This is a genomic window from Mycobacterium cajalii, assembly GCF_045809005.2.
Taxonomy (GTDB): Bacteria; Actinomycetota; Actinomycetes; order Mycobacteriales; family Mycobacteriaceae; genus Mycobacterium.
Window position 1 is genome coordinate 2,055,297 of sequence record NZ_CM141436.1, and the last position, 13,921, is coordinate 2,069,217.

At 68.6% G+C, this 13,921-nt stretch carries 9 protein-coding genes and 3 pseudogenes; 8 read left to right on the forward strand and 4 right to left on the reverse strand.

All coding sequences use genetic code 11. From position 1 onward, the window contains the following. Nucleotides 1-433 precede the first annotated feature (433 nt). Together ACJ512_RS09895 and ACJ512_RS09900 are read left to right on the forward strand one after the other, a co-directional pair. Entirely contained in the window at nucleotides 434-1,015 is a 582-nt protein-coding gene (locus ACJ512_RS09895) for a helix-turn-helix domain-containing protein (protein ID WP_407689831.1), read from the forward strand. 333 nt (nucleotides 1,016-1,348) lie between these two features. After that, nucleotides 1,349-1,834: pseudogene (locus ACJ512_RS09900) on the forward strand (helix-turn-helix domain-containing protein); the annotation flags it as partial. Between the two features lie 47 nt (nucleotides 1,835-1,881). Here ACJ512_RS09900 and ACJ512_RS09905 read toward each other — a convergent pair. Further along, nucleotides 1,882-3,117 carry an IS256 family transposase gene (locus ACJ512_RS09905; protein ID WP_369741377.1) on the reverse strand — a complete coding sequence of 412 codons (1,236 nt, stop codon included), beginning with the start codon at nucleotides 3,115-3,117 and terminating at the stop codon, nucleotides 1,882-1,884. A gap of 125 nt (nucleotides 3,118-3,242) precedes the next feature. Here ACJ512_RS09905 and ACJ512_RS09910 point away from each other — a divergent pair. The 5 genes and pseudogenes from ACJ512_RS09910 to ACJ512_RS09930 all read left to right on the forward strand — a co-directional run. After that, nucleotides 3,243-4,085, forward strand: a pseudogene (locus ACJ512_RS09910) (ISL3 family transposase); the annotation flags it as partial. Nucleotides 4,086-4,519: 434 nt separating this feature from the next. Beyond that, nucleotides 4,520-5,740, forward strand: coding sequence for a hypothetical protein (locus ACJ512_RS09915; protein ID WP_461480040.1), 1,221 nt, complete (start codon nucleotides 4,520-4,522; stop codon nucleotides 5,738-5,740). A 10-nt stretch (nucleotides 5,741-5,750) separates the two neighbouring features. Continuing rightward, nucleotides 5,751-6,503 (forward strand): FAD-dependent thymidylate synthase, encoded by a 753-nt coding sequence (gene thyX, locus ACJ512_RS09920; RefSeq protein WP_407686828.1) that lies wholly within the window; start codon nucleotides 5,751-5,753, stop codon nucleotides 6,501-6,503. A 112-nt stretch (nucleotides 6,504-6,615) separates the two neighbouring features. Then, nucleotides 6,616-7,518 (forward strand): 4-hydroxy-tetrahydrodipicolinate synthase, encoded by a 903-nt coding sequence (gene dapA, locus ACJ512_RS09925; RefSeq protein WP_407686827.1) that lies wholly within the window; start codon nucleotides 6,616-6,618, stop codon nucleotides 7,516-7,518. A 7-nt stretch (nucleotides 7,519-7,525) separates the two neighbouring features. Next, nucleotides 7,526-9,202 carry a ribonuclease J gene (locus tag ACJ512_RS09930; protein ID WP_407686826.1) on the forward strand — a complete coding sequence of 559 codons (1,677 nt, stop codon included), beginning with the start codon at nucleotides 7,526-7,528 and terminating at the stop codon, nucleotides 9,200-9,202. Between the two features lie 16 nt (nucleotides 9,203-9,218). Here the strand turns inward: ACJ512_RS09930 and ACJ512_RS09935 are convergent, their stop codons facing one another. From ACJ512_RS09935 to ACJ512_RS09945, 3 genes are read right to left on the reverse strand one after another with little or no spacing between them, the layout of a single operon-like run. Continuing rightward, nucleotides 9,219-10,091: an SAM-dependent methyltransferase gene (locus tag ACJ512_RS09935; protein ID WP_407686825.1), complete on the reverse strand. Its 873-nt coding sequence runs from the start codon at nucleotides 10,089-10,091 to the stop codon at nucleotides 9,219-9,221. A gap of 6 nt (nucleotides 10,092-10,097) precedes the next feature. Then, nucleotides 10,098-10,916 carry a mycofactocin-coupled SDR family oxidoreductase gene (locus ACJ512_RS09940; RefSeq protein WP_407686824.1) on the reverse strand — a complete coding sequence of 273 codons (819 nt, stop codon included), beginning with the start codon at nucleotides 10,914-10,916 and terminating at the stop codon, nucleotides 10,098-10,100. Then, nucleotides 10,916-11,230 carry a putative quinol monooxygenase gene (locus tag ACJ512_RS09945; RefSeq protein WP_407686823.1) on the reverse strand — a complete coding sequence of 105 codons (315 nt, stop codon included), beginning with the start codon at nucleotides 11,228-11,230 and terminating at the stop codon, nucleotides 10,916-10,918. Before ACJ512_RS09945 ends, ACJ512_RS09940 begins: the two co-directional genes overlap by 1 nt. Before the next feature lie 55 nt (nucleotides 11,231-11,285). Here ACJ512_RS09945 and ACJ512_RS09950 point away from each other — a divergent pair. Beyond that, a pseudogene (locus ACJ512_RS09950) lies at nucleotides 11,286-13,918 on the forward strand (FtsK/SpoIIIE family DNA translocase). Nucleotides 13,919-13,921: the final 3 nt, after the last annotated feature.

Genomic DNA, 13,921 nt, shown 5'->3' on the forward strand with positions numbered 1-13,921 from the left:
ATGCATATCCACTCGCAGATCGAATTGGGGATCCCCGCTTGGTGTCGGTGTGGTGCACAAAGCAGCACCAACCGCAGTCGTACGTGCGAATCGATGCCGCCCGCGAAGTGCCTCCGCCGTTGACGGGCGTCGTGGTTGTAGAAGCGCCGTGTTGACGGACATTCAGGGTGACCACCTGGGGGTGGGGTTCCGGCGTTGAGGGTGAGGATGCTTCGGCGGGATCTGAGCGGCGGCATGGTGACGACGCCCCCTGTTCCCGGGGTTACGGTGGCCTGGGTTCGTTTCGGCGATCATCGTGGCGCCGGATGTTCGTGGCCGGGGGATCGACTGGCGCAGTGACGGTTCCAGCCCGGGGCGGCCAACACGAGATGACCCCTTCCCGACTGGCATCGTGGTAGACCATCTTGGTGCTTCATGTCCTCCCGAGCACCCGATGATCGTCGTCCGCACCGTCGAGTGGGCCGAGCAGGCCCTGGGCGCCGGCGAGCTCGGCTGTCCGCACCCCGGGTGCGGCGGCGCCCTCACACGGTGGGGATACGGCCGCCGCCGGCGCGTCCGTAGCCTCGGCGCGCGGACCCTCGACGTGCGCCCCAGGCGGGCACGATGCACCCGCTGCGCCAGCACCCAGATTCTGCTGCCGGCCACCCTGCAGCCACGTCTGGCCGACACCACCGAAGTGATTGGCGCCGCCCTGGCCGGCAAGGCCGGCGGCCACGGACATCGCCGTATTGCCACCGCGCTTGACCGCTCGCCGTCGACCGTGCGCCGCTGGATACGCCGCGCCACGCGCAGCGTTCATCTGCAATGGCTATGGCAGCGCGGCAGCCAGGCCCTCATCCGGCTCGACCCCGACGCGTTCAACCAGCTGCCTCGCGCCAGCAACCCGCTGCACAACGCGCTTATCGTCCTGGCCGCCGCCGCCTGCGCGGCCCGCCAGCGGCTGGGCTTGACCGAACCCCTATGGACGCTGATCGGCGTGCACACCCAAGGCCGGCTTCTGGCCGCACCGACCTGAACCGCCCACATCGCCCGGACCAATCCGGCCGGGCCGGCGATCCCGCTCGCCCATCCCCGGCCGGCACCGTGAACACCACCGCCGGCCGACACCGTCACCGCGAGCATCACAGCGTCAGCGTGAACACCAAATCGCGCTAATCATCCTCACCGAGAACGCCGCCAACATGCTCACCTTGAACGCCGGTCAACACGCCGTCGGCAAAGAATCCCGACTATAAGGGGCTCCCCTGACGCTTCCGTGGGTGGTTTTGTGCGCTGAGTAGGCGCACGTCGTTGTGGCTTAGGGTTTCTGGCTGTCAAAGGTCAGGAACCAAAGGAAGCGGGCAACGACGTGCGCAATGCGAGGTTATGGCGTGCGCTGCTGGGTGTCGATAGGCGCACGGTGGTCGAGGACATCGAATTCTGCGAGGAGGACGAGGGCGCCGAGGTGGTGGTGGCGCGGGTGCGCCCACGCAGCGGTGTTTCACAGCGTTGTGGGCGCTGTGGGAGCAAGGCGCCTTGGTATGACCGCGGGGAGGGTCTCCGCCGGTGGCGGGGCCTGGATTTGGGGACGGTGCAAGTGCTGTTGGAGGCCGAGGCGCCGCGGGTGAACTGCCCCACCCACGGGCCGACCGTGGTTGCGGTGCCGTGGTCGCGTCATCACGCCGGACACACGCTGGCCTTCGATGACACGGTGGCCTGGCTGGCGGTGGCTTGCTCGAAAACGGCGGTCTGCGAGTTGATGCGCATCGCGTGGCGCACCGTCGGGGCGATCGTGGCGCGGGTGTGGGCCGACACCGAAAAGACTGTTGATCGGTTTGCCAACCTACGGAGCCTGTCACGATTTCTGTGTAAGTCAGAGGTGATTTGACTACGAGTTGTATTCTAGCACAATGGGATTCGCCCAGGGAATAGTCTGGCGAGTGTGTTGAGCGCCACAGTCCAGTTGTGCGTTCCAGTACCCGAATAGCCTCCTCTCTCGCTGGAGATGTTGCGCAGCCCGAGGTACAGCAACTTCATCGCGGCGTCCTTGTCCGTGAAATGACCACGGTTCTTGGTGATCTTGCGCAACTGGAAGTTGATCGACTCGATCGCATTGGTGGTGTAGACGATCTTGCGCAACTCCACCGGATAGTCCAGGAACGGAACGAATTCCCCCCAGGCGTTGTGCCACACGTCAATTGCACCCGGATATTGGGCGCCGAATTGCTGGTCGAACTCCTTGAGTGCGAGTTCGGCTCCATCGACGGTCGGCGCACTGTAGATCGCCCGCATCGCGGTGGCGACCTTCTTGCGGTCCTTATAAGACACGAAGCGCATCGCATTCCTAATGACGTGCACGACGCAGGTCTGCACCACGGTATCGGGATAGATCGAGCGGATCGCATCAGGCAGACCGGTCAGCCCGTCGCAGCAGGCGATGAGGATGTCGCGCACCCCGCGGTTGCGCAGGTCGATGACGACCTTCTGCCAGAACTTCGCCCCCTCGGAGTCCTGGATCCAGCAGCCCAAGGCGTGTTTGCGGCCCTCCAGATCCACGCCAATGGCCAAATAGGCGACCTTGGTGGTGATGACCCCGTTGTCGCCGATCCGCAGCCGCAGCCCATCGATGTAGAGGATCGGGTAGACCTCATCGAGCGGGCGGGCCTGCCAGGCCTTGATCTCATCGACCACCACCTCGGTGATATTGGAGATCAACTCCCGCGACACCGACGCCCCATAGACCTCCTGCAGGTGGGCTTCGATATCGCGGGTGGTCATTCCCCGTGAATACAGCGACAACACCACCGAATTGATGTTGTTGAGCCGGCGGGTCTTCTTCGGCACAATCGCCGGCTCAAACGAGCCGTTGCGATCACGCGGCGCATCGATCTGCACCGGGCCGTTGACGGTGGTCACCGTTTTCGGCGTGGTGCCGTTGCGCGAATTTCCCGATCCGCGTCCGGCCGGATCGCCGGCCTCATAGCCCAGATGGTGGGTTAGCTCCGCATTCAGCGCCCGCTCCAGCACGGCCTTAGTCAGCTGGTTCAGCAAACCGTCCGCGCCGTCGATCGGGGTCCCGGTCTTCACCGCATCCTTAATCAACGAGTCCAGCGTCTCTTCGGTGAACATCTCGGCCAGCCGCCGCGCCGCGGTCGTCTCCTCAGCCGGCATCTGCATGGTCTTGGTCACAAAACACTCCTTCTGTCCGCCCAACGGCGGTCCGATGATGGACCACCCCGGACTTACACAGATGGAATGACACGCCCAACCTACGCCGGATCGGCATCGACGAGATCTCCTACAAACGCCACCACAAGTACTTGACGGTGGTCGTTGACCACGACAGCGGGCATCTGGTCTGGGCCGCGCCGGGACGCGACAAGGCGACCCTGCGACGCTTCTTCGACGCTTTGGGTGCTGAGCGGGCCGCGTTGATCACCCACGTCTCCGCCGATGCCGCGGACTGGATCGCTGCCGTGGTCGCCGAACGCTGCCCGGACGCGATCCTGTGCGCCGATGCGTTTCATGTCGTGTCCTGGGCCACCGAGGCCCTTGATGCCGAGCGGCGCCGGGCCTGGAACGATGCGCGGACGCTGGCCCGTAGCGAGCCCAAACGCCGCCGCGGCCGCCCCGCCAACGACGCCGCACCCAGACCCGGACACGAGCAGGCCCGCCGACTCAAAGCCGCCCGCTACGCGCTGTGGAAAAACCCCGAAGACCTCACCGAACGCCAGAGCGCCAAGTTGGCCTGGATCGCCAAAACCGACACCCGGCTTTACCGCGCCTACCTTTTGAAAGAGGGCCTGCGGCATGTGTTCTCGGTCAAAGGCCAACAAGGCAAAGACGCCCTCGATAAATGGACCTCCTGGGCGCGGCGCTGCCGCATCCCGGTGTTCGTCGAGCTGGCCCGCCGCATCGTGCGCCACCGTCAAGCCATCGACGCTGCCCTCGACCACGGCCTATCCCAAGGACTGATCGAATCCACCAACACCAAGATCCGGGTCCTGACCCGCATCGCATTCGGCTTCCACAACCCCGCCGCACTGATCGCCCTGGCCATGCTCGCCCTCGGCGGGCAGCGACCCGCCCTACCCGGCCGCGGCTGACACCCCCCACCAGGGCACCTCTCGGAGGGTGCCCCCTTCCCCGAGCGTTGCCGATTCTGCGCCACCCGCTCGTCGGCGTCCATGTCGTTCCGCCTCGCTGCGCTCGGGGGCTCCACATGGACCCCTCCCTACGCGAGGCAGCGCCAAAAGCAACTATCGCGGAAAGGACCAGACAAACGTCCAACCATCACCAGATCGGACCCACGGATGCGTCAGGAGAGCCCTATAAGGAGCGTGTCTACGCAGCCGTTGCCGATGCAGCAGAACTACCGGACGGAGCAGTCCGACTCGAACTCGCATTCGTCGTCGGTCCTGGCAGGAACTGGCTTGAGCTATGGAAGCCAACGATCGACGCACTGGAACCGCTCTTAGGGCGTGATTCCTCAGAAAATCGCGCCTGGCATCCGCGCGACGGCAGGATTACCGAGCTCGGCATGCACTTCACTGTTGACCATGCTGCGCGCCACGAGGTTGTGGTCGGTATCAATGCCGTGCCCGGACGAATGAGTGTCAGCCCATATGGCCGCTTTGACCTCAACGACAGGGTGCTGATCGACGAGCCCGGCACGCGGGTCCATCGCCGTGCGGCCACCATCGTCGGTCTGGGGCCGGGCGAGGGAGCGGTCCTGGAAATCGGACAGCTCAGCTTCGGGATGCCGACCAACAAGCTCACCGTCATCGACAGGCGCCTTCCGGAGGGGGCGGTGATCACCGACCTGGTCGGTCACGACGGACCGTGCCGCGACACTGAAGGCACGCCGGGGCGCTGCGACGTCATCATGGCCTGGGGCTACACAACGCCCGACGACCGTGAATTGCGCAGCTTCCGGTGCGGGCAGCCCTGCAAACCAAGACCGGAAGACTCGCGTCCGGTTCCTGCCGGGCGGGAATCGCAGAATGGTCCACAGCCAGCGGCTCCAGCCGATCCAGAATCGCAAGACGACCCGCATGGCGACGCCCAAATCATTCTTCGCGCCGCCGCCCGCGCGAACGGGTGGCAGGTGCTCACCGCTAACAACCGCGAGGACACGTATCTGCTACCGAGCGACCCGGACAACAGGATCCGGGTGATTTGGTCCGCCGGCGGCGACGTGCTATTTGCATACGGGGGCGCAGGTAGCTTCATTTCCCGATTCGACGGTTACCCGTACAGCTCGGCCAAGACTGAGCGCGTCTTGAGCGCCCTACAGGGCCGAACCGACGTAATCCCTTCGCACCGCCCGAACGATCCAGCGGTCGGTCACGACTCGACTCCCGAGAGATCGCAGCCGCCCACCGACGGACTTGTCGATCAAGAACTCCTGCGGGCAACCAAGGTTGACGTCCAGAACCCCGGCCCGCTTGAGTTTCGTGACGACGACGTCGGCTATCTGGCCTGGCTCGCCGCCCACCCCAATGGCTACGTGATCAACATCGCGCGCAGCCACAGCAAGAGCGCAGCACGTGTGCACCATGCCGGTTGCCGGACCATCAGCGGTCAGAACCCCCACAAGGGACCGTGGACGGGACCATACGTAAAAGTCTGCGCGGAACAATTAGCCGACCTTGAGCAATGGGCGACCGACAACGTGCGCGAGCCGATCCCGCTGTGCGGGATCTGCCACCCAGGCTCGGCGCTACAAGCGCAGGCTCGGCGTGGTCAACCTAAGCGCTAAGGTGAGCGCCGTGGCCGAGACCGCGCCGCTGCGCGTGCAACTGATCGCCAGGACCGACTTCCTGGCGCCGCCGGACGTGCCCTGGAGCACCGACGCCGACGGGGGTTCGGCGCTGGTCGAGTTCGCCGGCCGCGCCTGCTACCAGAGTTGGTCGAAGCCCAACCCGAAGACCGCGACCAACGCGGGCTACATCAAGCACATCATCGACGTCGGCCACTTCTCGGTGCTCGAGCACGCCGGCGTCACCTTCTACATCACCGGCATCTCGCGATCGTGCACCCACGAGCTGATCCGGCACCGCCACTTCTCGTACTCGCAGCTGTCGCAACGCTATGTGCCCGAGGGCGATTCGCGGGTCGTGGTGCCACCGGGCCTGGAAGACGACCCTGAACTCCAACAGGTGCTGACCGACGCCGCCGACGCCAACCGCGCCGCCTACGCCCGCCTGCTGGCCAGGCTGGAAGCCAAGTTCGCCGACCAGCCCAACGCGATGCTGCGGCGCAAGCAGGCCCGCCAGGCCGCCCGCGCGGTGCTGCCCAACGCCACCGAGACCCGCGTCGTCGTGACCGGCAACTACCGCGCCTGGCGGCACTTCATCGCCCAGCGGGCCAGTGAGCACGCCGACGTGGAAATCCGGCGCCTGGCCATCGAGTGCCTGCGCCTGCTCGCCGGGGTGGCCCCCGCGGTGTTCGCCGACTTCGAGATTTCCACGCTGGCCGACGGCACCGAGGTCGCCACCAGTCCGCTGGCCACCGAAGGCTGAGCTTTCGTCGCGAGCGTGCGCAGATGTACGGCTTTCTCGGCGTGTCGCCGTGCAGACACGCACGCTCGCGCGGGTGGTAACCGCCTTGCGACCGCCAGGTAACCTGAACACCGTGAGCATCGTCGGATTCGACGCCCCCGCACGGCTGGGAACCCTGCTGACCGCAATGGTGACGCCGTTTGCCGCCGACGGCGCTCTCGACACCGCCGGCGCGGCCCGGCTGGCGAACCACCTGGTGGACGCGGGGTGCGACGGGCTGGTGGTGTCGGGAACCACCGGCGAGTCGCCGACCACGACCGACGACGAGAAACTCGAGTTGCTGCGCGTCGTGCTCGAGGCGGTGGGCGACCGGGCCCGCGTCGTCGCCGGCGCCGGCACCTATGACACCGCGCACAGCGTCCGGCTGGCCAAAGCCTGTGCGGCCGAGGGCGCGCACGGCCTGCTGGTGGTCACGCCGTACTACTCCAAGCCGCCGCAGAGCGGGCTGATCGCCCACTTCACCGCCGTGGCCGACGCGACCGAACTCCCGATGCTGCTCTACGACATCCCCGGGCGTTCCGTCGTGCCCATCGAGGCCGACACCATCCGCGCGCTGGCGTCGCACCCCAACATCGTCGGCGTCAAGGACGCCAAGGCCGACCTGCACAGCGGTGGCCAGGTGATGGCCGAGACCGGGCTGTTCTACTACTCCGGCGACGACGCCCTGAACCTGCCCTGGCTGGCGATGGGCGCCATCGGCTTCATCAGCGTGATCTCGCATGTGGCGGCCGGTCAGCTACGGGAGTTGTTGTCCGCCTTCGCCTCCGGGGACATCGCCACCGCCCGCAAGATCAACGTCAGCCTCGGGCCGCTGTGCAACGCGATGGCCCGCCTGGGCGGGGTGACGATGTCCAAGGCGGGCGTGCGCCTGCAGGGCATCGACGCCGGCGACCCCCGGCTGCCCCAGATGGCGGCCAGCCCCGCCCAGATCGACGCGCTGGCGGCCGACATGCGCGCCGCCGGGGTGCTCAGGTGAGCCGGCAGTGGAGGTAGACCTCGCCCCTCCGGGGCCTCTGGCCGCAGGCGGGTTGCGGGTCACCGCGCTCGGCGGCATCAACGAGATCGGCCGCAACATGACCGTTTTCGAGCATCTGGGCCGGCTGCTGATCATCGACTGCGGGGTGCTGTTCCCCAACCACGACGAGCCCGGCGTCGACCTGATCCTGCCGGACCTGCGCCACATCGAGGACCGGCTCGACGACATCGAGGCCGTGGTGCTGACCCACGCCCACGAGGACCACATCGGGGCGATCCCGTTCCTGCTCAGGCTGCGCCCGGACATCCCGATCGTCGGGTCGCGGTTCACCCTGGCGCTGGTCGCCGCGAAGTGCCGCGAGCACCGCATCAAGCCGGCGTTCGTCCAGGTCGCCGAGGGCCAGCGCAGCACCCACGGGGTATTCGGGTGCGAGTACTTCGCGGTCAACCACTCCATCCCGGACGCGCTGGCCATCGCGGTGCACACCGGCGCGGGCACCGTGCTGCACACCGGCGACATCAAGCTCGACCAGCTTCCCCTCGACGGCCGCCCCACCGACCTGCCGGGCATGTCGCGGCTGGGCGACGCGGGTGTGGACCTGTTCCTGTGCGATTCGACGAACGCCGACCATCCCGGCGTGGGGCCCTCGGAAAGCGAGGTGGGCCCCACCCTGCACCGGCTGATCCGGGGCGCCGACGGCCGGGTCATCGTGGCGTGCTTCGCCTCCAACGTCGATCGCGTGCAACAGATCATCGACGCCGCGGTCGCGCTGGACCGGCGGGTGTCGTTCGTCGGGCGGTCCATGGTGCGCAACATGGGCATCGCCCGCGACCTCGGCTTCCTGCGGGTGGACGATTCGGACGTGATCGACATCGGCGTCGCCGAGACGATGCCGCCCGAGCGGGTCGTGCTGATCACCACCGGCACCCAGGGCGAGCCGATGTCGGCGCTGTCGCGGATGTCGCGCGGCGAGCATCGCAGCATCACGCTGACCGCGGGCGACCTCATCATCCTGGCGTCGTCGCTGATCCCGGGCAACGAGGAGGCGGTCTACGGCGTCATCGACGCGCTCGCCAAGATCGGGACCCGCGTCGTCACCAACGCCCAAGCGCGGGTGCACGTTTCGGGCCACGCCTACGCCGGCGAGCTGCTGTTCCTGTACAACGGCGTGCGCCCCCGCCACGTCATGCCGGTGCACGGCACCTGGCGGATGCTGCGCGCCAACGCCAAGCTGGCGGCGAGCACCGGGGTGCCCGAGGAGTCCATCCTGTTGGCCGAGAACGGCGTCAGCGTCGACCTCGTCGCCGGGCGGGCCGCCATCGCCGGGGCGGTGCCGGTCGGCAAGATGTTCGTCGACGGGCTGATCACCGGCGACGTCGGTGACATCACCCTGGGGGAGCGGCTCATCCTGTCGTCGGGATTCGTGGCGGTCACGGTGGTGGTGCGGCGCGGCACCGGGCGTCCGGTGGGGGCGCCGCACCTGTTCTCCCGCGGCTTCTCCGAAGACCCCAAGGCGCTCGAGCCGGTGGTGCGCCGGGTCGAGGCGGAACTGGAATCCCTGGTCGCCGACAACGTCACCGAGCCCGCGCGGATCGCCCAGGCGGTGCGGCGCACCGTGGGCAAGTGGGTGGGCGAGACCTACCGGCGGCAGCCGATGATCGTGCCGACGGTCATCGAGGTCTGAGGCCGGACCGCTAAAGCTAGATCTTCTCGGCGAAAGCCGACCATTCCAGCGCCGACGTGCTGAGCGCGCGCCCGGTCGGCTCGACATAGCGCCGGGCGAGCTCGTCGGGACCGGCCTGTTCCACCAGTCGCCAGCCGTAGCCGGCGACGAACGCGGCCACCTCGTCGGGTTGCAGGCCGAAATGCCACAGCTGCCGGCGCTGCCGGACGGCGCGGTACAGCACGTGGGTGCCGTACCGGTTGGTCCCGTCGATGAAGTCCCTGCGGACGTAGGTGAACGCCAGCCGGCTGCCCGGGGCGGCCGCCCGCAGCCCCTCGAGGGTCCGCCGGACGGTCGCCTCCGTCAGGTACTGGGTCACGCCCTCGCAGATGAAGAACACCCGGAAGCCGGGCAGATAGCCGTGTTCGCCCAGCGCGGTGAGCAGGTCGTCGCGCTCGAGGTCGAGGGCCACCAGCCGGACCGACAGCGGCAGCTCGCCCAGCACCCGGCGCACCGTCTTGAACTTCCTGGCGACATTGACCGGCAGATCCACCTCGAAGACCGGCCTGCGGACCCGCCGGGTCAGCTGGTAGGCGCGGGTGTCCAGTCCGGCGCCGAGGATGACGACGGCGTCGATGTCGTCCAGCGATTCGGTGAGCTTGTCGGCGATGAACCGCTTGCGGCAGGCCAGGCTGGCCCACAGGCCCGGGCCGGACCACTCCGACCCGCGGATCATCAGGCGGCGGATCGGGGCGAACCGGGTGGCGCCGACGAGCCGCCGCAGCGCCGCCGGCAGGAACAGCTCGGCGAAGTCGTCGTCCACCAGACGCCGGCCGGGTGGCTCGTTCTGTTCCACGGCCGCCAGCACCATCGGTCCGAGGGCGGTCTGGGCCACGGGGTTGCGCGCCATCAGCGACTACTTGTTCAAGAAACCCGCATCGACCGGCAGGGTCACGCCGGTGACGTAGCGCGCCTGGTCGGACACCAGCCAGGCCACCGCGTTGGCGATGTCCTCGACGTCGAGCACCTCCACCGGCATGGCATTGCCCATGGCGCCCGGCGTGTCCGTCCCGGCGGCCATCTTGGCCAGCCACTCCCGGGTGAACTCGTTGTTGATCATCGGGGTCTCGACGCCCGACGGATGGATCGAGTTGACCCGGATGTACTGCGACGCGAGCAGGTTCGCGTACACCCGCATCAAACCGACCACCCCGTGCTTGGCGGCGGCGTAGCCGACCGAACCCGCGTCGGGGCTGCCGACGCCGGCCAGCCCGGCGGACGAGCTGATCAGCACGATCGACCCGCCGCTGCCCTGCCTGACCATGGTCGGTATCGCCACCTTGATGGTGTTGTAGACGCCGGTCAGGTTGACGTCGATGACGTCGCGCCAGCCGTCGTCGCCGGACTGCATGGGCGCGATCCCCGCGTTGGCCACCACGATGTCGAGCCGGCCGAACTCGTCGAGGCCCGCCTGCAGGGCCGCCGACAGCGATGCCCGGTCGCGCACGTCGCCGCGGGCGGCCACGATGCGCGCGCCGGCGTCCTCGACGAGCTTGACGGTGGCCGCCAGATCCTCCGGGGTGGCCAGGTCGTAGGGGACGCTGGCGATCTGCTCGCACAGGTCGACCGCGATGATGTCCGCGCCGTCGCCGGCCAGCCGGACCGCGTGCGCGCGGCCCTGGCCGCGCGCCGCACCGGTGATGAACGCGACCTTTCCTTCCAGCGGACGGGTCATTACGCGCGCAACTGTCCCTTGTCCCGGTTGCCCGCGGGCACCGGCTGCAGCATCTTGATGTCGGGCGCTCCGGCCAGGTGCTCGCCGATCGCGGTGAACATCTTGGCGACCGCGGGGGCGGTGCTGTGCGCCTTGAGGGCGTCTTCGTCGGCCCACTGCTCGACGAAGACGAAGGTTTCGCCCGTCTGGTGCAGCGAGTAGAGCTGGCAGCCGGGTTCGCCGTGCACCTCGGCGACCGAGGCGGTGAGGATGTCGCGGGCGGTGTCGACCGATTCGGGCTTGACGGTCATGGTGGCGACGACGACGACGGGCATGCGAGGGCCTCCTGGGACTGCGTGAACGGCTGGGTGCGTTGCGGGCGGGCATGACGTGGATCACCCTACTCACGGGCGCCGGGGGCCCGTCCGCCGCGGGTCTGGCAACCGAATCGTTACCAGTGTGGCGGGTGGTGCAGATGTTGTGTTTGCGACTACGCTGAACGCATGGCTAGTAAGACCGTCGCCCGCTCCGGAAGCCGAACGAGCAGGTCAAAGGCCACTTCGCGGGGCGGTTCCCGAAGTGCGCGCCCGGCGGCCCCCCGCAAGAAGGCGAACCGGCCCGGCCCGCGGCGCAACCAGTCGCTGCTGGTCACCGCCGGGCTGAGCTGCGGACGGGCGATGCGCGCGGTCTGGCTGATGACCGCGCGGGGCACCGGCGGCGCGGCGCGGTCGATCGGACGGGCCCGCGATCTGGAGCCCGGGCACCGCCGCGACGGCATCGCGCTGTTCCTGCTCGGGGTCTCGGTCGTGGTGGCGGCGAGCTCGTGGTTCGACGCCGCGCGCCCGGTCGGCGCGTGGGTCGACACGCTGTTGCGGACGTTCATCGGCTCGGGCGTTCTGATACTGCCGCTGGTCACCGCCGCGGTGGCGGTGACGCTGATGCGGACCCAGCCCGACCCCGACGCCCGGCCCCGGCTGATCCTCGGCGGCAGCCTGATCGCCCTGTCCTACCTCGGCCTGTGCCACCTGTGGTCGGGGTCGCCGGAGGACCCCGACGCGCGCCGCCGCGCGGCCGGATTCCTCGGCTTCGCCATCGGCGGGCCGCTGCGCGACGGGTTGACGGCCTGGATCGCCGCGCCGCTGCTGTTCATCGGCGCCCTGTTCGGGTTGCTGTTGCTGACCGGCACCACGATCCGCGAGGTGCCCGACGCCCTGCGGGACATGTTCGGCACCCGGCTGTTCCAGCGCGACTACGCCGACGAGCCCGACGGCGACGACGACATGCCCGCCGACGAGGCGCCCGCGCCCGCCGAGGACTTCTCCGACGGCTACTACGACGACGAGGCGTTCCACCCCGACAACGAGCCGCAGGCGTGGCCCTCCGCAGGCGGTGACGCCGAGGCCGGGCCGCCCCCGATCGAGGACGACGTGCCGACCGTTCCGGAGCCCGCCGCCAAGGGCCGCCGGCGCGGCAAGGCGGAGCAGGACACCATCGAGCTGGACCGGGTCGTCGAGGGGCCCTACACGCTGCCGTCGCTGAGCCTGCTGGTGGCCGGCGACCCGCCCAAGAAGCGCAGCGCCGCCAACAACGTCATGGCCGACGCGATCGGCGAGGTGCTCACCCAGTTCAAGGTCGATGCGGCCGTCACCGGCTGCACCCGCGGGCCCACCGTCACGCGCTACGAGGTCGAGCTGGGGCCCGGCGTCAAGGTGGAGAAGATCACCGCGCTGCAGAAGAACATCGCCTACGCGGTGGCCACCGAGAGCGTGCGCATGCTGGCCCCGATCCCCGGCAAGTCGGCCGTGGGCATCGAGGTGCCCAACACCGACCGAGAGATGGTGCGGCTGGCCGACGTGCTCACCGCCCCGTCGACCCGCCGCGACCACCACCCGCTGGTCATCGGGCTGGGCAAGGACATCGAGGGCGACTTCATCTCGGCGAACCTGGCCAAGATGCCGCACCTGCTGGTCGCCGGGTCCACCGGGTCCGGCAAGTCCAGCTTCGTCAACTCCATGCTGATCTCGCTGCTGGCCCGGGCCACGCCCGAAGAGGTCAGGATGATCCTGATCGACCCGAAGATGGTCGAGCTGACGCCGTATGAGGGCATCCCGCACCTGATCACCCCGATCATCACCCAGCCCAAGAAGGCCGCGGCCGCGCTGGCGTGGCTGGTCGAGGAGATGGAGCAGCGCTACCAGGACATGCAGGCCTCGCGGGTGCGCCACATCGACGACTTCAACGCCAAGGTGCGCTCCGGTGCCATCACGGCGCCGCTGGGCAGCCAGCGCGTATACCGGCCGTACCCGTACGTCGTCGCGATCGTCGACGAGCTGGCCGACCTGATGATGACCGCGCCGCGCGACGTCGAGGACGCCATCGTGCGCATCACCCAGAAGGCGCGGGCGGCCGGCATCCACCTGGTGCTGGCCACGCAGCGGCCGTCGGTCGACGTCGTCACCGGGCTGATCAAGACCAACGTGCCCTCGCGGCTGGCGTTCGCCACCTCGTCGCTCACCGACAGCCGGGTGATCCTGGACCAGGCCGGCGCGGAGAAGCTCATCGGCATGGGCGACGGCCTGTTCCTGCCGATGGGTGCGGGCAAGCCGATCCGGTTGCAGGGCGCCTTCATCACCGACGAGGAGATCCAGGCCGTCGTCGCCGCCTGCAAGGACCAGGCCGAGCCCGAGTACACCGAGGGCGTCACCGCCGCCAAGCCCACCGGCGAGCGCACCGACTCGGATGGTCGGGACCCCGACATCGGCGACGACATGGACGTGTTCCTGCAGGCCGTGGAGCTGGTGGTGTCCAGCCAGTTCGGCTCCACCTCGATGCTGCAGCGCAAGCTGCGGGTCGGTTTCGCCAAGGCCGGACGCCTGATGGACCTGATGGAAACCCGCGGCATCGTCGGGCCCTCGGAAGGCTCCAAGGCGCGCGAGGTGCTGGTCAAGCCCGACGAGCTGGCCGGCACGCTGGCCCTGATCCGGGGCGGCAGCGACGCCGACGGCGGCGACCCCGACGAGTAGCGC

Excerpts from the sequence above, each read along its gene's own strand:
- ACJ512_RS09895 (WP_407689831.1), top strand. The coding sequence starts at position 434 with ATGATCGTCGTCCGCACCGTCGAGTGGGCCGAGCAGGCCCTGGGCGCC.
- ACJ512_RS09915 (WP_461480040.1), top strand. The coding sequence starts at position 4,520 with ATGCACTTCACTGTTGACCATGCTGCGCGCCACGAGGTTGTGGTCGGT.
- ACJ512_RS09935 (WP_407686825.1), bottom strand. The coding sequence starts at position 10,091 with ATGGCGCGCAACCCCGTGGCCCAGACCGCCCTCGGACCGATGGTGCTG.
- ACJ512_RS09940 (WP_407686824.1), bottom strand. The coding sequence starts at position 10,916 with ATGACCCGTCCGCTGGAAGGAAAGGTCGCGTTCATCACCGGTGCGGCG.
- ACJ512_RS09945 (WP_407686823.1), bottom strand. The coding sequence starts at position 11,230 with ATGCCCGTCGTCGTCGTCGCCACCATGACCGTCAAGCCCGAATCGGTC.